The sequence below is a fragment of the Arthrobacter sp. 05T444 genome (assembly GCF_056395905.1).
In genome coordinates, this window is sequence record NZ_JBFTKK010000039.1 from 1 (window position 1) to 17,467 (window position 17,467).

Genomic DNA, 17,467 nt, shown 5'->3' on the forward strand with positions numbered 1-17,467 from the left:
TACTCCCCAAGCGGTCAAACACCGCGAAAAATGCATCCTTCTGATCCTGCGAGTACCACCCGGATCCTGATGAATCACCGCTTAAACGAACCACGGTCGTTGCAACTCCCAAAAGTCGGGGTGTTGCAACGACCGCTAGAACCCAAGACGGAGGGTAGGGGCCCCAAGTGTTCGTTCGCGCTTAGCAGGTCAGTGGTCGGATTTCGACGAATGGACCGTGACTTCCTTTCCGTCGCAGTCGATCAGCTTCCCGCCCTCGAAGCGGTCGCCGTCAGCCAGACATTCCAGGTCTTCCTCCCGGACCACGCGCCCGGTGCCGGCCACAAACACCGACTGGTTCTCCGAGTTGCCCGCCTTGAGGTGGTTGAACAGCAGGTTGAGCAGGATCGCCATGACCGCGGCTGAGCTGATGCCCGAGTGGAAAATGGTGCCGAACCAGGACGGGAACTTGTCGTAGAACGCCGGGGCGGCAATCGGGATCATGCCGAAGCCGATGGATGCCGCCACGATGATCAGGTTCATGTTGTTCCGGTATTCCACCTTGGAAAGCGTGCGGATGCCGCTTGCGGCAACGGTTCCAAAGAGTACGACGCCGGCACCGCCCAGGACGGGGGTCGGCACCGCCGCGACCACCCGGCCAAGCACCGGCAGCAGGCCGAGGATCACGAGGATCAGGCCGCCGGCGCTGACCACGAAGCGGCTCTTGACGCCCGTGATTGCAACGAGTCCCACGTTTTGGGCAAAGGCGCTCTGGGTGAAGGAATTGAAGAGCGGGGAGATGGCGCTGGAGAGCATGTCCGCCCGCAGGCCGTCGCCGATCCGCTTGGAATCAACCTTGGTGCCCACGATCTCGCCAACGGCGATGATGTCGGCGGAGGTTTCTGTCAGTGTCACCAGGATGACGATCAACATGGAGATGATTGCGGCGATCTCAAACGTGGGCGGACCGAAGGCAAACGGGGTGGGGAAGGCGACGATCTCGCCCTGGCCCACCTTGGAGAAATCAGCCATGCCAAAGACAAAGGCGATGACCGTGCCGAGGACCATCGCCAGAAGGATGGACAGCCGCGAGATCGCAGCGTTGCCCACCTTGCTCAGAAGCAGGACGATCGCCATGGTGGCTGCAGCCAGTCCGATGTTGGCCATGCTGCCGTAGTTCGGCGCCTTGCTGTTGCCGCCCATGGCCCAGTTGGCCGCCACCGGCATCAGGGTCAGGCCGATGGTGGTGATGACCGTCCCCGTCACCACTGGCGGGAAGAAGCGGATGATCTTTGAAAACAGCGGCGTGATCAGCAGGCCGATCAGCGAGGCGGCGATGACCGAGCCAAAGACTGCCTGGATGCCCCCGCCGCCGTGGACGATGGCCACCATGGTGGAGACGCCTGCAAAGGAGACACCCTGAACCAGCGGGAGCTGGGATCCAAAGAAACGGATGCCGACAGTCTGGAGAATCGTGGCGAGGCCGCCGACGAAGAGGCAGGCGGCAATGAGCAGCCCGATGTCCTGCGAGGACATGCCGGCGGCTGCGCCGATGATCAGCGGAGGCGCGATGATGCCGCCGTACATGGTGAGGACGTGCTGGAAACCGTAGGCGAAGGTGCTTGCAATGGGCATGCGCTGGTCTTCGGGGCGGTCCGACCGCTTGCGGTCGTTGCCGGTAACTGCAGCGGCGGAATTCTTCTTGGTGTTCATGGCAGACTTTCTTGGTTCATGGCAGACGTCTTTGTCTGGCTAACGGTGTCTGGCTAACAGTGTGGAACTAGGGTGGGCGGGCCCGTGATCTGGCCGGCTGCGGATTGGCCCGGTGGTGTTTCGGGCCGGCGGGGTGTCCGCGTCCGGAGCGCTGGTCCGTGTGGGAACAGAGACTCCGGGCGCGGCACCCCTGAAACGGGGAGGGTTAGCAGAATCCGGCGATGCCGGACCAGGCGATCTCGGCGGATGCTGCGTCGTCGCGCTGGACGGTGGCCTCGATCAGGCCGTAGGGCCGGTCCGCGGCGAAGAAGACCTCGTTGGGGTTGTCGAGGCCGAACGGCGAAAGGTCCACGAGGAAATGGTGCTTGTTGGGCATCGAGAACTTGATTTCTTCGATCTCGCCGTGCGCCTCCAGGACCTTGGCGCCCATGTCGAACAGGGTCTGCTGCAGGGCGTGCGAGTACTTTTCCGTGAAGCCCTCCAGCAGGAGGCTCTTGACGTCTTCGTAGCTCTTGTTGAAGTCCAGGGTGCTGAAGTCAGTGCCTGGCTTGAACCGCCAGCGGGCGGAGACGTCCGTGGCGAGGATGCGGTCGGTAGTCTCCGGAAGGGTGGTGTATTTGTCCTTCGGGTAGCCCACGAATCCGGACTGGGTGGACTTCAAGACCGTGAGGTCCTTGAGGCCCGAGATGAGGTGCGTTGCCGCGCCGTCCTTCACCAGGACGGCGGTGCGGACTTCCTGGCCGTTGCGCACGAACGAGTGGTCGTGCTCCGCACCGTGGGCCTGGATCCGGTTCCAGCTGTAGGACTCGGCTTCCCAGCGTCCGCCGGTGACCCAGTCGAAGCTGGAGGTGAAGTGCTCGCCCAGCCGCAGCAGGAACGCCTCCGGTGAGCCGACGCCTTCGCGGGCAAACGCGTAGATGGTGTTCTTCTGCGTGTCCGTGGCCACGACGTGGCTGTTGTCGCCTTCGAGGTGGGCCGCGGAGAAGTCCCCGCGGAGCTGCGAGGTGACGTTCAGGTCTTCGATCTCGTGGCGGTCGGTCTCCCGGGTGATCTTGACGACCCGGACTTCGGCCTTGCCGTACTGGTTCTGGCCGAGGATGATTTTGCTGCTCATGGTCTGTTCCCAACTTCCGTGATGTGGAACCTAGGTTCCATCATTGAAATTAAGCGCGTGTTACACACGCGTTTCTGATGGAGCCGACCCAACAAAAAAGAGCCGGCATCCAATGACGCCAGCTCATTACGACCCTGCCTGCTGCTCCCAGGTTACGTGACCTACGCCACGAGTTGACTTAAAGCGTAGCCGAGCTTCCCGGTGGTGTACATCACTAATTGAAAAATCCGATTGTGACCGCACGCGTGCCCCTGGTCCCGCGTGGCGCTGGCCAAGGGTCTTGACCGCCGACGGGCTCAACACTAGAATTTCCACATATCAATAAACATTTTCCGAATAGCGGAAAATAGAACGAAGGAACGAGGAGGAACAGATGGACCCTCAGGATAAGAACAACGTCGCCGACTTTCCGGCACCCGGCCAGGAGCTGTACCTGCCGTTCGGCGCCACAGATCCTGACTTCTATATCCCGGCCGACTGCGACCGAACCGGCCGCGGATTCTCCCGCTGGCTGCGCGCGCTCCCGGTTTTCGGCCGGTAACGTCCGTAAAGCTACTGCCCCAACCGGCGCCGGACTCTGCGCGCTTGCATCGCGAGGGCGATCTCAGCCGGGTGCGCAGCGCCGGTGTCAGGACACCGGGCGCCCCGGCCACTCCTTGCCGGCCCAGGGGTCGTAGTCGGCGATGAGCTCCTCCTGCGGCGGTCGCTCCGCTTCGGGCACGTGCTGCAGGTTCACCCGCACCCTGTACCAGAGCGAGCTCGATCCGCGCATTCCGTCGACGAGCACATCGGCGGGGTGCAGTGCCGGGACGATGTCCGCATGCCGGGTCCTCCACTCGTCCAGCGCCGCGAGCGTCTCGGGCTTGGTCCTGGTGCGGGCCACCTCGATGAGCGGCATCACCGACTGCCGGCGCCCGGAGCCGTCGCCGCCGCGCGGCGCCTTCTCGGCGGGGCCGAGTTCGGTAGCCAAGGCGAGGAGCCCGTCGAGTGTGCCGACCGCGTCGTCGATGCCGGCGTGAGGGTCGCCCATCTCTGCGAACCGCTCGGGCACCGTGCGCACCGTGAACTGTTCCGGCCGGGTGGAGCGGACCTCATCCCATGTGAGCGGCGTCGAGACCCGGGCATCCGGTAGGGCCCTGATGGAGTACGCGGATGCCACCGTGCGGTCCTTTGCGTTCTGGTTGAAGTCGACGAACACGCTCTCGCCGCGCTCCTCCTTCCACCACCGCGCGGTAGCGAGGCCGGGAGCGCGGTTTTCGACCTCCCGGGCGAGGGTTTCGGCGGCGAGCCGCACGTCGCGGTAGGACCAATGCGGCGCGATGCGCACCAGGATGTGGAGTCCGCGCGACCCGCTCGTCTTTGGCCACCCCACGAGCCCAACGTCGTCGAGCACCTCCCGCGCGACATAGGCGACGTCGACGATCTGGGACCAATCGACTCCCGGCATCGGATCGAGGTCCACGCGGAGCTCGTCGGGGTGTTCGAGGTCCTCTGCGCGCACGGGATGCGGGTTGAGGTCGAGGCATCCAAGATTCACGACCCACGCCAAACCTGCAGCATCCCGGATGACGGCCTCCTCAGCCGATGTCCCCGACGCGTAGTGCAGCGTCGTCGTGTCGATGAAGTCGGGGTGGTTTTCGGGCACGCGCTTCTGAAAGAACGGCTCAGCGTCGATGCCCTTCGGGAAGCGCTTGAGCACCATTGGCCGGCCCCCCGCGCCGCGCAGCGCACCGTCCGCGACGGCGAGGTAGTAGAGCACCAGGTCGAGCTTCGTCAGCCCCGGCTCAGGGAACACCACCTTGTCCGGACTCGAGATGCGAACCTCGGTGCCGCCAATGGTGAGGATCTCGGCCGGGGTCTTCGACGGGCTCATGCCGCCACGCTAGCAACGATCGGATGTCGCAGCCAGACCAGCTGCACGGCAAGCGAAAGCAGCAACCGAAACGGGGTAAGCTCCTAGCCCGCGACGAGCCTCCGGGCCGCGGCCGAGTGCTCCGCGATGAGCCCGGCGATGTCCAGTCCGGGAATCTGTCCGTCCACCACGCGCCACTGCCCGGCCACCATCACGCGGTCCGCGCGGTCCGCAGCGCACAGCAGCAGGGCCGCAATGGGGTCGTGGCTGCCGGAGAACTTCAGGTCATCGAGCTTGAAGAGGGCCAGGTCCGCCTGCATCCCCGGAGCCAGCTGGCCGAGATCGGGCCGACCCAGTACAGCTGCAGAGCCGCGGGTTGCCCAGCCCAGTGCCCGCTCAACGGGGACCTGCGCCCCGTAGCGGAGCCGCTGCAGGTACAGCGCCTGCCTCGCCTCGAGGATCATGTTGGACGCATCGTTCGACGCCGATCCGTCCACTCCCAGTCCCACGGGAACGCCCGCCGCCTCGAGTTCCAGGACGCGCGCGGCGCCCGAGGCCAGCCTCATGTTGGACGTGGGGCAATGCGCGACGCCGGTGCCCGCGGCGCCCAGCCGGGCGATCTCGGCATCACTGAAATGGATGCCGTGTCCCAGCCATGTCCGGTCCGTCAGCCACCCCACGCTGTCGAGGTAGTCCACGGTGCGGAGACCGAACATCTCCCGGCAGAAGTCCTCCTCGTCCAGGGTCTCGGCGAGGTGTGTGTGCAGCCGGACGTCCAGCCGCTGGGCCATCAGTGCGCTCTCGGCCATGATCTCCTTGGTCACGGAAAACGGCGAACACGGGGCCAGCGCAATCTGGATCACGGCGCCGTCGCCGCGCTGGTGGTACTGCCCGATCAGCCGTTCGCTGTCAGCGAGGATCACCTCCGGTGCCTGCACCGTCGACTGTGGCGGCAGCCCGCCGTCGTTCTGCCCCAAAGTCATGGAGCCGCGCGTCAGAGTGGCGCGCATTCCCAGCCAGCGGACCGCCTGGACTTCGATATCGATGGCATCTTCCATGCCTGCCGGAAACAGGTAATGGTGGTCCGCCGCGGTGGTGCAGCCCGACAGCAGGAGTTCCGCGAGGGCTACCGTGGCGGCCAGCTCGAGGTCTCGCGGCGTGAGGCGGGCCCACACCGGGTAGAGATTCTGCAGCCACGGGAAGAGCGGGGCACTGGCCACGGGACCCCAGGCGCGGGTGAGCGTTTGATAGAAGTGGTGGTGGGTGTTGATCAGGCCCGGCAGCAGCACGTGGCTGCCGGCGTCGAAGGTCTCCGTGCAGGGCGCGGAAGGTTGTTGCCCGGCGGCAAGCACCTCCACGATCCTGCCCCCGGAGACCACAACGCCGCCCGAGGCGTCATAGCTGTTGGCGGTGAATGCTGCGAGCGGATTCCGGATCCACAGCCGGGAATCCGTGGGTGCAGAAGCGCGGGGTGCGGAAGGTGCCTGGGTCATGTGCGGGTTCCTAGTCTGAGCGTGCCGATACGTTCCAGCTCAGTGCGTCCTGTCTGCTGATCCAGGGGCCGGCGCCTGCGGAGCCGGGTCGGCACCAGCGTAAGGGCGGCCCCGGCCGCCGTCAACGGCCGCGGATTGTGACAGTGCGGAAACCTGAATTTCACATCACGAAATCAACTTTCCAGAAACTATGGCGCACGCCACACTCCGGTGCTAATCTCGATCTTGCCAAAGGCGGGCACCCGGAGACCGGGAAGCTATCTACCAGGCGCAACTAAACCTTCAAAGCACATGCTGAAGCCTGGTATCCGTCGCAACTGGTGTTCAATCCCGTCACGGGGTACCGGCTTCCACCCAAAGGGAGCGCATCATGAGTACCACCGTCACGGCCGAACAATTTCTGGCCAGGTCCGTCCAACTTGCAACGTCAAACGTCCTGAACAGCGGAGGGCCGTTCGGCGCGGTCATCGTCACCGCGGACGGCCAGGCGTTCGACGGCGTCAACCGCGTCACTGCCACCAACGATCCCACCGCCCACGCAGAGGTCACGGCAATCCGCCGGGCCTGCAGCGAGCTGGGCACGTTCGACCTCCGCGGAGCCACCCTCTACAGCAGCTGCGAGCCCTGCCCCATGTGCCTGGCTTCGGCCCTCTGGGCACGCATTGACCGGGTGGTGTTTGCCGCAGACCGGCACGACGCCGCGTCCGTGGGATTCGACGACGCCGTCTTCTACGAGTACTTCGACAACGCCGACCGGGATGACCTCATGCCGGTGTCCAAGCTGGGGTTCGCAGACCCGAAGGCGCCCGCGATCCTCGAGCCGTTCACCACCTGGAACACGCTCGATTCCAGGATCGACTACTAGGGCCTGTGGTTCCCATGACACTCCTGGAGCAGACCCCCGACGGACCCGAGACGGCCGCCCCGGCAGTCAAGAAGGCCAAGCAGCCCAAGCAGACCCGCCCGGACACACAAGCCCGGCCGCCGGCGTCAGACGCTTTCCTTGACCGTTTCTTCCACATCACCAAGCGCGGCTCAACCCTCGCGCGTGAACTCCGCGGCGGCCTGGTCACGTTCTTCACCATGGCGTACATCGTGATCCTGAACCCGCTGATCCTCGGCGGATTCAGCGCGGACAATGCCCCCACCGACGTTGCCGGCGGCTGGCTGTCCGCGGCCCAGGTTGGTGCGGTCACGGGCCTCACCGCCGGCGTGATGACCATCCTGTTCGGCCTCATCGCCAACCTGCCTTTCGGACTGGCGGCCGGGCTGGGCATCAACTCCTTCCTCGCCGTTGCCGTCATTCACGAAGTCACCTGGCCCGAGGCCATGGGCCTGGTGGTCATCAACGGCATCCTGATCGTCCTGTTCGGCGTCACCGGGGCACGGACGGCCATCTTCCGGGCCGTCCCCAAGGAACTCAAGGCCGCGATCACCGTGGGGATCGGACTCTTCATCGCGTTCATCGGCTTCGTGGACTCGGGCTTCGTCCGCGCCACCGCCGGCGGGCCGCCAGTCCAGCTCGGTGAGAACGGCTCCATCACGTCCGTCCCCACCCTCGTGTTCATCGTGGGCCTGCTGGCCATGGGCATCCTCGTGGCGAGGAAGGTCCAGGGTGGGCTGCTGATCGGGATCGTGGCCACCACCGTGCTGGCCGCCGTCGTCGAAGCCGTCTTCCACATCGGCCCGGGCACACCGGAGAACCCCGGTGGCTGGCACCTGAACACCCCGGTGCTCTCGGGGCAGCTGGTCTCTGCGCCGGACCTGGGCCTGGTGGGACACTTCGACCTGTTCGGAGCCTTCGGCCGGATCGGCGGGCTCGCCGCCACCATGCTCGTGTTCACCCTGGTCTTCACCAACTTCTTCGACGCCATGGGCACCATGACCGGGCTCGCCAAGAGCGCCGGAGTGGCGCACAAGGACGGCACGTTCCCGCGACTGAAGTCGGCCTTCATCGTGGAAGGCTTCGGGGCAGTGGCGGGAGGCGCCACCTCGGGGTCCTCCAACACGGTGTACATCGACTCCGCGGCGGGCATCGGGGAAGGTGCCCGCACCGGACTGGCCTCGGTGGTCACGGGCGCGCTGTTCCTGGGCTCCATGTTCCTCACGCCACTGACCAGCGTGGTGCCGCTGGAAGTCGCCGCCGCCGCACTCGTGGTGGTCGGCGCCATGATGATGGCCCAGATCCGCGAAATCAAGTTCACCAGGTTCGCGGTGGCACTCCCGGCCTTCCTGACCATCGTCACCATGCCGCTGACCTACTCGATTGCCAACGGGATCGGCGTGGGCTTCGTGTCCTGGGCCGTGATCGGAGCGGCATCCGGCAAGGCGAAGAAGATCCACCCGCTCATGTGGGTGGTGACCGCCGGCTTCCTGGTCTACTTCGCCCGCGGACCTGTCAGCGCACTGCTCGGGGCGTAGCCCGCGGCCTCCCAGACCGGACCGGGACAGGCAGATGGGGCCTGTCCCGGTCCACCAAACTGCAATCAAATCGTCGCCGGCGCCGCAGCCGCGCTTCCCCCGGCCAATGATAGGAACGAGAATATGGACACTATCGCCGCACATGAAAAGGGAGTGCAGCCATGCTGGATCTGATGTCTTCCCTCGCCGGCTGGCACCCCGTGGCCTCCGGACAGCGGTGTGCCGTTGCCACCGTGGTGGGCACGAGCGGCTCGGTGCCGCGGCCCATGGGCACATCCATGATGGTGTCCGCAGCAGGTGACGTCCTTGGCAGCCTTTCGGGCGGCTGCGTCGAGGGGGCCGTTGTCGAGGCGGCGCTGGAGGCAATGCGCGACGGCGGCACCCGGCTGGAGCTTTTCGGCTACAGCGCCGAGGACGCGTTCGCCGTCGGACTCACCTGCGGCGGTGAGCTTCAGGTCCACATCGAGCCGTTCGGGGCGTTTGCCGGACCCTCCATCGGCCAGCTGCTGCGGCGGCTGCCGGAAACCCCGGTGGCACTCATCCGCAGGGTTGACCTGAACGGGAGCGGCGCCGTCGTCATCCCGGACCCTGAGGCATTCAAGGCGGCGCAGTCAGCCGAGCTGGCCGCCCTCCTCGGACTCCGCAGCCCGGCCGGCGAGGCCATGGCGGCGGCCGCAGCACAGCTGGAACCCCTGCTGCGCGGCGGACGTACCGGCCTGGTCAGGCTCGCCCCGGCCGGCGGCTGCGTCGGGCGCGCCGACGTGGTGGAGGAATCCGGCGGGATCCAGCCCGAGCCCGTGACCCTGCTGGTCGAAAGCCGTACGCCGCCTCCGCGCATGCTGGTGTTCGGCGCCAACGACTTCGGCGCGGCGCTGGTGCCGGCGGCCAAGCTCCTCGGTTACAGCGTGACGCTCATTGATGCGCGGCCGGCGTTCGCAGGCCAGGCCCGTTTCGAGACCGCTGATGAGGTGGTCACGGACTGGCCCCACCGGTACCTGGCGGCAGAGGCCGCCGCAACCCGGATCGACGCCCGCACCGCCATCTGCGTCCTCACCCACGATCCCAAGTTCGACATCCCGCTGCTGGAAGCGGCCCTCGGCCTGGACGTGGCCTTCGTCGGGGCCATGGGCTCGCGCCGCAGCCACCGCCAGCGCATCGACGCGCTGCTGGCCGCCGGCGTTCCACCGGAAGGCCTTGCCAGGCTGCATTCGCCCATCGGCCTGGACCTCGGAGCCGTCACGCCGGCCGAGGTGGCCGTGTCCATCACGGCCGAGCTGATCGCCGCCCGGAACGCAGCCGCAGCCTGCGCTCCGCTCAGGGACGGAAGCGGCCCCATCCACCACGCCAACGAAGAAAGCCAGGAGACCCCGTGGACATGAACACCATAGAGGCCGTCCTCCGCACGACGGACCCGGCCGAATGGCGCGACGGCGACGCCTGGCTCGCCGGCGGCACGGTCCTGTTCTCCTACGGCAGCTACGCCTTCGGCCCCGAACCGCTCCGGAGGCTGCTGGACCTCGGCTCGGCCGGCTGGCCCGCCGTCACGGTGACCGGGGACGGGATCGAGCTGGCCGCAACATGCACCGTGGCCGAGCTCTATGCGCTGCCGGAGTCGCCAGTACTGGCGAACCGCGGCCCGGCAACGGACTGGCCCGCCCTGGACCTCGTCCGCCCCTGCTGCGACTCCTTCGTGGCGTCCTTCAAGGTGTGGAACATGTCCACCGTGGGCGGCAACCTGTGCACGTCGCTGCCCGCCGGCCCCATGATCTCGCTGTGCGCCGGGCTTGACGGCACGGTCACCATCCTCGGCCCAGGCTGCTCCAGCAGGGAGCTGCCGGTGGCCGACTTCGTCACCGGCGACGGGCAGAACGCCCTGGCACCCGGCGAGCTCCTCCGCAGCATCCGCCTCCCGGCGTCGGCCCTGTCCTCACGGGCGGCGTTCCGCCGCCTGTCCCTGAGTAACCTGGGGAGGTCCGGGGTCCTGCTGGTCGGGACGCTCGACGGCGGTGGGCAGCTGACGCTGACCGTCACCGCAGCGACCCAGCGCCCGGTGCAGCTGCGGTTCCTCCCGGCGCCGGACGCTTCCGAACTCAGGGAAGCGCTGGACGAAGCCATTCCGGAGGACCTTTACCACGACGATATCCATGGGTTGCCCGCCTGGCGGCGCGACATGACGTACCGGCTGGCCGAAGAGATCCGCGACGAGCTTGCCGCTCCGGAAGGCACACTGCCCCGGGCGGTATCCGGCGATTTCTGGCCGCCGCGGCCGGTTTCTGCCGGCAATGCGTGGATGTCCAGCGGGCAGAAAGGGGCCTGAACATGACGATCGAAATTAACGGAGTGGCCACGGAATCCCAGCCCCGCCCGGGCCAGTGCCTTCGCACCTTCCTGCGAGAACAAGGAAACCTGGGCGTCAAGAAGGGCTGCGACGGCGGCGACTGCGGAGCGTGCACAGTCCATGTGGACGGCATACCCGTGCACAGCTGCATCTACCCGGCCGTGCGCGCCGAAGGCCATGCGGTCACCACCATCGAGGGGCTGGCGACTGCCGGCGGAACGACTGCCGGTGGAACGTCTGCCGGTGGAACGTCAGCCGGCACCCTTCACCCGATGCAGCAGCAGTTCCTGGACCGGCAGGGTTTCCAGTGCGGATTTTGCACTGCCGGCATGATTATGACGGCTGCAACCTTCGATGACGCGCAGCGGGGCAACCTGCCGCGGAACCTCAAGGGGAACCTGTGCCGCTGTACCGGTTACCGGGCCATCGGCGACGCCGTCTGCGGCCACGAGGGGCATCCGGATTCGGAGGGTCCGGGCTCGGGCATCGCCGGTGAAGGCCAGCCGGAGCCCCGGCCCGGGCAGTTGGGCGATGACGTACCGGCCCCCGCCAGCCGCGCGGTAGTCACAGGGCAGGCCCGCTACACGCTGGACGTCCCGGCCGGGGAACTGCCCGGACTCCTGCACCTGAAGCTGCTGCGCTCGCCGCACGCGCACGCCCGGGTGCTCTCGGTCGACAAAAGCGCCGCCCTGGAAATTCCCGGAGTGGTGGCCGTCCTCACGTCTGCGGACGCGCCGGCCCAGCTGTTCTCCACGGCCCAGCACGAGCTCTACACCGACGACCCCGATGACACCCGGCTGCTGGACGACGTGGTGCGGTTCCGCGGCCAGCGGGTTGCCGCCGTCGTGGCCGAATCGGTGAGGGCAGCGGAAGCGGGAGTGCGCGCGCTGGACGTGAAGTACCAGCCCCTGCCCGCAGTGTTCACGCCCCAGGAAGCCATTCTGCCCGGGGCGCCGGCCATCCACGGCGACAAGGACGGCGCCACGGCACGGATTGCGCGGCCGGAGCAGAACATCGTGGCCGAACTGCACTCCGAACTCGGCAGCGTGGAGGACGGTTTCGCGGCGTCCGACTTCATCCACGAGCAGACGTACCGGACCCAGCGGGTTCAGCACGTGGCCCTTGAAACACACTCCTCCATCGCCTCGGTTGACGACGCCGGCCGGCTGCACATCCGCACGTCCAGCCAGGTCCCGTTCCTGGTCAGGCGCACGCTTTGCCGCCTGTTCGGGCTGCCGGAGGAACGCATCCACGTGGTGTCCGGCAGGGTGGGCGGCGGATTCGGCGGCAAGCAGGAAGTCCTCACCGAGGACATCGTGGCGCTCGCGGCCCTGAAACTGAAGCGGCCGGTGCAGCTGGAGTTCACCCGGACCGAGCAGTTCACGGCCAGCACCACCAGGCACCCGTTCACCGTCAAACTCAAAGCCGGTGCCAGCAGCGACGGCCGGCTCACGGCGCTGCAGCTTGAGGTCCTCACGAACACCGGCGCCTACGGAAACCACGCGCCGGGCGTCATGTTCCACGGGTGCGGCGAGTCCCTGGGCGTCTACAAGTGCGCCAACAAGAAGGTGGATGCGCAGGCGGCGTACACCAACACCGTTCCCTCCGGCGCCTTCCGGGGGTACGGGCTGAGCCAGATGATCTTTGCGATCGAGTCCGGGATTGACGAGCTGGCCACCGGAATCGGCATGGATCCCCTGGAATTCCGCCGCCGCAACATGGTCCGGGAGGGCGACGACATGCTCTCCACCCACGCCGAACCGGAGGAGGACGTCCACTACGGCAGCTACGGGCTGGACCAGTGCACGCGACTCGTCCGGGACGCCCTGGACCGGGGCCGCGAACGGTACCGGGCCGCAGGGCTCGATGACCTGGGGCCGGACTGGGTCACCGGCGAAGGAACGGCGCTGTCCATGATCGACACCGTTCCGCCGCGCGGACACTTTGCCCATGCGAAGCTCCGGCTCCTTCCCGACGGAACGTACGCGGCCGACGTCGGGACCGCCGAATTCGGCAACGGCACCACTACCGTCCACGCCCAGCTCGCGGCCACCGCCCTGTCCACCACGGCGGCGCGCGTCGCCGTCCGGCAGTCGGACACAGACCTGATCGAGCACGATACCGGCGCCTTCGGCTCGGCCGGCACCGTGGTGGCAGGCAAGGCGACGCTGGCCGCGGCCGAGGAGCTGGCCGTTCGGATCCGGGCCTTCGCCGCCGGTATGCACCAGATCCAGTCATCGGGCTGTGTACTCGACGGCGATGCCGTGGTCTGCGAGGGGACCAGGGTGCCGCTGACGGAACTCGCCCGCGAAGCCGCGGAGGCCGGCGTCGAAATTGCCGCGGAGGGGCGCTGGGGCGGCACTCCCCGGTCGGTCGCGTTCAACGTCCACGGATTCCGTGTGGCAGTAAATAAGGGGACGGGGGAGCTGCGGATCCTGCAGAGCGTCCAGGCGGCGGACGCCGGCGTGGTGGTAAACCCCCGGCAGTGCCGCGGCCAGATCGAGGGCGGGATCGCGCAGGCGCTGGGCGCCGCGCTGTATGAGGAGGTCCGGGTGGACGACGGCGGCCGGGTTACCACGGACATCCTCCGGCAGTACCACATCCCGTCCTTCGCGGACGTGCCGCGCAGCGAGGTGTACTTCGCCGAGACCAACGACAAACTGGGCCCGCTCGGGGCGAAGTCGATGAGTGAAAGCCCGTTCAATCCGGTGGCGCCGGCCCTGGCCAATGCCGTCCGCCACGCCACGGGCCTCCGGTTTGCCGAACTCCCGATTGCCCGGGACAAGATCTACCTGGGCCTGAAGGAAGCCGGCCTCGTCACGTCCTCCAAAAGCAACGCGGGGTCACTTAGCGCCCAATGAGCCCCGCCGAAGGGGCGCTAAATGACCCCGCGTTGGGTTCCCGTCATATAGTCGGGGGATGGAACAGCGCACTTTAGGCAAAACCGGACGGAACGTCTCCGTCGTCGGACTCGGCACGTGGCAGCTCGGCGCGGACTGGGGCAACGTGGATCCGGCCCAGGCACAGGCAGTGCTGGCCGCCTCGGCGGAGGCGGGCGTGACGTTCTTCGACACGGCGGACGTCTACGGTGACGGCCGCAGCGAGCAGGCCATCGGCGCTTTCCTGGCGGACAACCAGGGGTTGGACATTACCGTGGCCACGAAGATGGGCCGCCGGGTGGAGCAGCGTCCGGAGAACTACAATCTCGCCAACTTCCGCGAGTGGGTGGACCGCTCACGCCGCAACCTGCGGACCGACTCCCTTGATCTCGTCCAGCTGCACTGCCCGCCCACCGCTGTCTACAGCAACGCCGAGGTCTACGACGCCCTGGATACCCTCGTCTCAGAGGGCGCCATCCGGAACTACGGCGTCAGCGTGGAGCGCACGGACGAAGCCCTCGAAGCGCTGCGTCACGACGGCACCGCGTCCGTCCAGATCATCCTCAACGCCTTCCGGCTTAAGCCCCTGGACGAGGTGCTCCCCGCAGCAAAGAAGGCCGGTGTCGGGATCATCGCGCGTGTGCCGCTGGCTTCCGGGTTGCTCTCCGGAAAGTACACCAAGGACACTTCCTTCGCCGAGAATGACCACCGAAACTACAACCGCGGCGGCGACGCGTTCGACGTCGGCGAGACTTTCTCGGGCGTCGATTTCGAGCTGGGGCTCAAGGCCGTGGCCGAGTTCGAGAACCTGGTGCCGGAGGGTGCAAGCACCGCGCAGGCGGCCATCGCGTGGATCGCTGCACAGGACGGCGTCACGTCGGTTATTCCGGGGGCGCGAAATGTGGAGCAGGCCCGCTCCAATGCCGGAGCGGCCGGGATTTCGGTGAACGAGGAATTCAACGAGGGCGTCCGCTGGATCTACGACCACTACTTCCGCGAGTCGATCCACCCGCGCTGGTAGTTCGCGCCGGACCGGCAGCAACCGAAACATGTGGCCGCCGTCGGGAAGCAAAGTGCTGAATGACCACATCCATCCGCGCCTTCATTGACAGTTTGGCTGCCGTGGAAACCGGTCCGGGGAGCCATAACTTTTTCGATCATGCGATCCCCGAAAACTCTCGGCGCCGGCAAAACCTGGAGATCTTCTTGCAGGAGATGCGGGATCGCAGCCCGCAGGTTCTGCTGGTGGGAGAAGCCCCTGGTTTCAGGGGCATGAAGGTCACCGGGATTCCCTTTACCAACCGCACTATCCTCGAGGGTCCGGCGAACGCTTTCGGGCTGTTCGGGCCGGGGAAAGGATACGCGTTGCCCGGGGATTCCGGAGGCGTAGCAGCCGAACCAACGGCCACTGTGCTGTGGGCGGTGTTGGCCGAGCTGGATTTCCTGCCCCTGCTGTGGAGCGCCTACCCCTTTCATCCGCATGCGCCGGGACGGCCGTTGTCCAACCGCACGCCCACGCTCACTGAAACTGCCATCGGGACTCCGTTTTGGCAAGCGTTGACCGAGCTGTTTCCCATCCAGTCGGTGGTGGCGGTGGGCAACGTGGCTCACCGCAGCCTTCAACGAAGCGGCCTGCGGGTGCCGAAAATCAGGCATCCCGCGCACGGAGGGCGGGCCGGTTTCAAGCTGGGCCTGAAAGAGCTTCTGGCGCACGGCGTTATTCACTAGCTCAGTCGAGAAGATGCAGCTGGTCCGGAGTGTCGATGTCTTCGCCTGCGGATCGCTTGCCTCCCGTCCCGGTGGTGCAGTCCACCAGGTCAATGACATCGGGGCGGGCCTGGAGGAAATGCCGCGCGCCGGCGTCGCCGGTGGCCGACTCCGCTGCCGCGGCGCGCAGCGAGGCGTCGAGCAGCAACGGGTGACCGCGCCGGAGTTCGCCCGCAGCATCGGGGTAGGCGGCGGCCGTCACGTGCCCCGGCCGGTGGGCCGACAGCAGGCGCGCCACGGTTTCCGGGGTCAGCCCGGGCTGGTCAACGAGGGCTACCAGCACATGATCCTCATCGCGGGCGAAGGAGAGACCCAGTCTGAACGAACTGCCCATGCCGGTCGACCAGTCAGCGTTCTCCACCACGGCGTGCCGGGAGAGGTCCGTGTTCTCGCGCACCGACTCGGCCCCGGCGCCGAGCACAACCACCACCTCGCGGCAGCCGCCGTCGAGCAGGACGTCGGCCAGCACCTCAACGAGGGTGCGGCCCCGGAACGGCAGAAGCGCCTTAGGGCCGAGGCCCAAGCGGGTGCCGGCCCCCGCGGCAAGGAGGACCGCGGTGGTGGCCGTGCGCGGGAAGTCTTCCATGTGCTTCACCTTAGGACACTGATTTGCTGGACGGCATCCCGTTACGAGGAGAAAACTACCGATTAGTAGGGGTAGTTAACCCAGTGAATGGCCGCTAACCTCGTAGATGTCGTGTTGGCAATTGGGGGTCACAGACGGCTGCAACGGCGCAGCCCAGAAGGAGCGTAGATGGCAGGCACATTCGAAATAGTGACCGCGGACCAGGGTTCATTCCGGTTCCGGCTGACGGCCGAGGATGGCACCGTAGTTGCGGTCTCACCCAGTTTTCCGAACATCAAGGCAGTGGTCGCAGGTATCACTGCAGTGCGGGAGAACGCCGCGACCGGGTTCATCGTGGACCGGCGCCCGTCCCTGACCTCAACATAATTCGGAGCATGCTTTCGAGAAACGACCGACGGCGGTCCCACCAGGAGGTGGGGCCGCCGTCGGTCTGATTGCAGAGCGGGAACTCCGCCGGGTGAGCCTGTTGAATCCGGCTTCGACAGGCTCAACCAGCAACAGTCAGGCGTCCCCGCCGGCTCCTCCCGTGGTGCCGGCGTTGACGTCGAGCAGCTTGTAGCGATCCATCGCGTAGGCCGGGACCCCGCCGTCCACCTCGCCCCGGGAAGAGAGCAGCTGCAGCGTCTTCACCACGATGGAGTGGGTGTCGTTCTTGAAGAAGCGGCGTGCTGCGGCGCGCGTGTCGGAGAAGCCGAAACCGTCGGCGCCGAGCGAAGCGAACTGGTGGGGCAGGAACTGGCGGATCTGGTCCGGAACGGCCTTCATGTAGTCCGACACCGCGACAACAGGACCGGCCGCGCCGGCGAGCTGCTGTGCCACAAACGGGATCCGGGCCGGTTCGCCCGGATTCAGGAACGCTTCCTCCTCGGCGGCGATGCCGTCGCGGCGCAGTTCGTTCCAGGACGTGACCGACCAGACGTCCGCGGAGACGCCCCAGTCCTCGGCCAGGATCCGCTGGGCTTCCAGCGCCCACGGAACGGAAACGCCGGAGGCCAGGATCTGGCTCTTGGGACCTTCAGTGCCCGACGCCGACACCCGGTAGATGCCTTTCAGCACACCGTTGACGTCGAGGTTCTCGGGTTCGCTTGGCTGGGTGATGGGCTCGTTGTAGACGGTGATGTAGTACATCAGGTTGCGGTCGGCGGCCGAACCCGCCGGACCGTTGTCGGGATGCTCGCCGTACATGCGTTCGATGCCGTCGCGGACGATGTGGCCCATTTCGTAGCCGTAGGCGGGGTCGTAGGTGACCACGGCGGGGTTGGTGGAGGCGAGCAGCGGGGAGTGGCCGTCGGCGTGCTGCAGGCCTTCGCCGGTGAGGGTGGTCC

15 protein-coding genes are annotated in these 17,467 nt (G+C 66.8%); 9 read left to right on the forward strand and 6 right to left on the reverse strand.

Going from position 1 to position 17,467, the window contains the following annotated elements; translation table 11 throughout:
- Nucleotides 1–189 precede the first annotated feature (189 nt).
- Both AC1DD3_RS21525 and pucL read right to left on the reverse strand, forming a co-directional pair.
- Nucleotides 190–1,692, reverse strand: a complete 1,503-nt coding sequence (locus tag AC1DD3_RS21525; protein WP_230121257.1) for a nucleobase:cation symporter-2 family protein — start codon at nt 1,690–1,692, stop codon at nt 190–192.
- 205 nt (nt 1,693–1,897) lie between these two features.
- Nucleotides 1,898–2,806 carry a factor-independent urate hydroxylase gene (gene pucL / locus AC1DD3_RS21530; protein WP_230121256.1) on the reverse strand — a complete coding sequence of 303 codons (909 nt, stop codon included), beginning with the start codon at nt 2,804–2,806 and terminating at the stop codon, nt 1,898–1,900.
- A gap of 373 nt (nt 2,807–3,179) precedes the next feature.
- Here pucL and AC1DD3_RS21535 point away from each other — a divergent pair, with 373 nt between their 5' ends.
- Nucleotides 3,180–3,347, forward strand: coding sequence for a hypothetical protein (locus AC1DD3_RS21535; protein WP_230121255.1), 168 nt, complete (start codon nt 3,180–3,182; stop codon nt 3,345–3,347).
- 87 nt (nt 3,348–3,434) lie between these two features.
- Here AC1DD3_RS21535 and ligD read toward each other — a convergent pair whose 3' ends face one another.
- Together ligD and AC1DD3_RS21545 are read right to left on the reverse strand one after the other, a co-directional pair.
- The gene (gene ligD, locus AC1DD3_RS21540) at nt 3,435–4,679 is read right to left on the reverse strand and encodes a non-homologous end-joining DNA ligase (RefSeq protein ID WP_476882486.1); all 1,245 of its coding nucleotides are present in this window, start codon (nt 4,677–4,679) and stop codon (nt 3,435–3,437) included.
- A gap of 83 nt (nt 4,680–4,762) precedes the next feature.
- Nucleotides 4,763–6,151 carry an 8-oxoguanine deaminase gene (locus tag AC1DD3_RS21545; protein ID WP_476882487.1) on the reverse strand — a complete coding sequence of 463 codons (1,389 nt, stop codon included), beginning with the start codon at nt 6,149–6,151 and terminating at the stop codon, nt 4,763–4,765.
- A gap of 370 nt (nt 6,152–6,521) precedes the next feature.
- Between AC1DD3_RS21545 and AC1DD3_RS21550 the strand changes: the two genes are divergently transcribed.
- The 7 genes from AC1DD3_RS21550 (at nt 6,522) to AC1DD3_RS21580 (ending at nt 15,517) form a co-directional block, all read left to right on the forward strand.
- Nucleotides 6,522–7,016 (forward strand): nucleoside deaminase, encoded by a 495-nt coding sequence (locus tag AC1DD3_RS21550; RefSeq protein WP_230121252.1) that lies wholly within the window; start codon nt 6,522–6,524, stop codon nt 7,014–7,016.
- Between the two features lie 14 nt (nt 7,017–7,030).
- Complete coding sequence (locus AC1DD3_RS21555; RefSeq protein ID WP_230121258.1) at nt 7,031–8,572, forward strand: NCS2 family permease; 1,542 nt, start codon at nt 7,031–7,033, stop codon at nt 8,570–8,572.
- Nucleotides 8,573–8,733: 161 nt separating this feature from the next.
- On the forward strand, nt 8,734–9,951 hold the full coding sequence (locus AC1DD3_RS21560; protein ID WP_230121251.1) for an XdhC family protein: 1,218 nt from the start codon (nt 8,734–8,736) through the stop codon (nt 9,949–9,951).
- Nucleotides 9,942–10,889 (forward strand): FAD binding domain-containing protein, encoded by a 948-nt coding sequence (locus tag AC1DD3_RS21565; RefSeq protein WP_230121250.1) that lies wholly within the window; start codon nt 9,942–9,944, stop codon nt 10,887–10,889. The genes AC1DD3_RS21560 and AC1DD3_RS21565 overlap by 10 nt, the downstream gene beginning before the upstream one ends.
- Nucleotides 10,890–10,891: 2 nt before the next feature.
- Entirely contained in the window at nt 10,892–13,771 is a 2,880-nt protein-coding gene (locus AC1DD3_RS21570; RefSeq protein WP_476882488.1) for a molybdopterin-dependent oxidoreductase, read from the forward strand.
- A gap of 58 nt (nt 13,772–13,829) precedes the next feature.
- Nucleotides 13,830–14,810, forward strand: a complete 981-nt coding sequence (locus tag AC1DD3_RS21575) for an aldo/keto reductase (RefSeq protein ID WP_230121248.1) — start codon at nt 13,830–13,832, stop codon at nt 14,808–14,810.
- 59 nt (nt 14,811–14,869) lie between these two features.
- Entirely contained in the window at nt 14,870–15,517 is a 648-nt protein-coding gene (locus tag AC1DD3_RS21580) for a uracil-DNA glycosylase (RefSeq protein WP_476882489.1), read from the forward strand.
- A 1-nt stretch (nt 15,518) separates the two neighbouring features.
- Here the strand turns inward: AC1DD3_RS21580 and nboR are convergent, their stop codons facing one another.
- Nucleotides 15,519–16,142 (reverse strand): nicotine blue oxidoreductase, encoded by a 624-nt coding sequence (gene nboR, locus AC1DD3_RS21585; protein ID WP_230121246.1) that lies wholly within the window; start codon nt 16,140–16,142, stop codon nt 15,519–15,521.
- A 168-nt stretch (nt 16,143–16,310) separates the two neighbouring features.
- Here nboR and AC1DD3_RS21590 point away from each other — a divergent pair, with 168 nt between their 5' ends.
- Nucleotides 16,311–16,508, forward strand: coding sequence for a YegP family protein (locus AC1DD3_RS21590; protein ID WP_230121245.1), 198 nt, complete (start codon nt 16,311–16,313; stop codon nt 16,506–16,508).
- Nucleotides 16,509–16,643: 135 nt separating this feature from the next.
- Here AC1DD3_RS21590 and AC1DD3_RS21595 read toward each other — a convergent pair.
- Nucleotides 16,644–17,467, reverse strand: an 824-nt coding sequence (locus AC1DD3_RS21595; protein WP_476882490.1) for a transketolase-like TK C-terminal-containing protein, incomplete at its 5' end; no start/stop codon positions are given.

Excerpts from the sequence above, each read along its gene's own strand:
- AC1DD3_RS21525 (WP_230121257.1), bottom strand. The coding sequence starts at position 1,692 with ATGAACACCAAGAAGAATTCCGCCGCTGCAGTTACCGGCAACGACCGC.
- pucL (WP_230121256.1), bottom strand. The coding sequence starts at position 2,806 with ATGAGCAGCAAAATCATCCTCGGCCAGAACCAGTACGGCAAGGCCGAA.
- AC1DD3_RS21535 (WP_230121255.1), top strand. The coding sequence starts at position 3,180 with ATGGACCCTCAGGATAAGAACAACGTCGCCGACTTTCCGGCACCCGGC.
- ligD (WP_476882486.1), bottom strand. The coding sequence starts at position 4,679 with ATGAGCCCGTCGAAGACCCCGGCCGAGATCCTCACCATTGGCGGCACC.
- AC1DD3_RS21545 (WP_476882487.1), bottom strand. The coding sequence starts at position 6,151 with ATGACCCAGGCACCTTCCGCACCCCGCGCTTCTGCACCCACGGATTCC.
- AC1DD3_RS21550 (WP_230121252.1), top strand. The coding sequence starts at position 6,522 with ATGAGTACCACCGTCACGGCCGAACAATTTCTGGCCAGGTCCGTCCAA.
- AC1DD3_RS21555 (WP_230121258.1), top strand. The coding sequence starts at position 7,031 with ATGACACTCCTGGAGCAGACCCCCGACGGACCCGAGACGGCCGCCCCG.
- AC1DD3_RS21560 (WP_230121251.1), top strand. The coding sequence starts at position 8,734 with ATGCTGGATCTGATGTCTTCCCTCGCCGGCTGGCACCCCGTGGCCTCC.
- AC1DD3_RS21570 (WP_476882488.1), top strand. The coding sequence starts at position 10,892 with ATGACGATCGAAATTAACGGAGTGGCCACGGAATCCCAGCCCCGCCCG.
- AC1DD3_RS21575 (WP_230121248.1), top strand. The coding sequence starts at position 13,830 with ATGGAACAGCGCACTTTAGGCAAAACCGGACGGAACGTCTCCGTCGTC.
- AC1DD3_RS21580 (WP_476882489.1), top strand. The coding sequence starts at position 14,870 with ATGACCACATCCATCCGCGCCTTCATTGACAGTTTGGCTGCCGTGGAA.
- nboR (WP_230121246.1), bottom strand. The coding sequence starts at position 16,142 with ATGGAAGACTTCCCGCGCACGGCCACCACCGCGGTCCTCCTTGCCGCG.
- AC1DD3_RS21590 (WP_230121245.1), top strand. The coding sequence starts at position 16,311 with ATGGCAGGCACATTCGAAATAGTGACCGCGGACCAGGGTTCATTCCGG.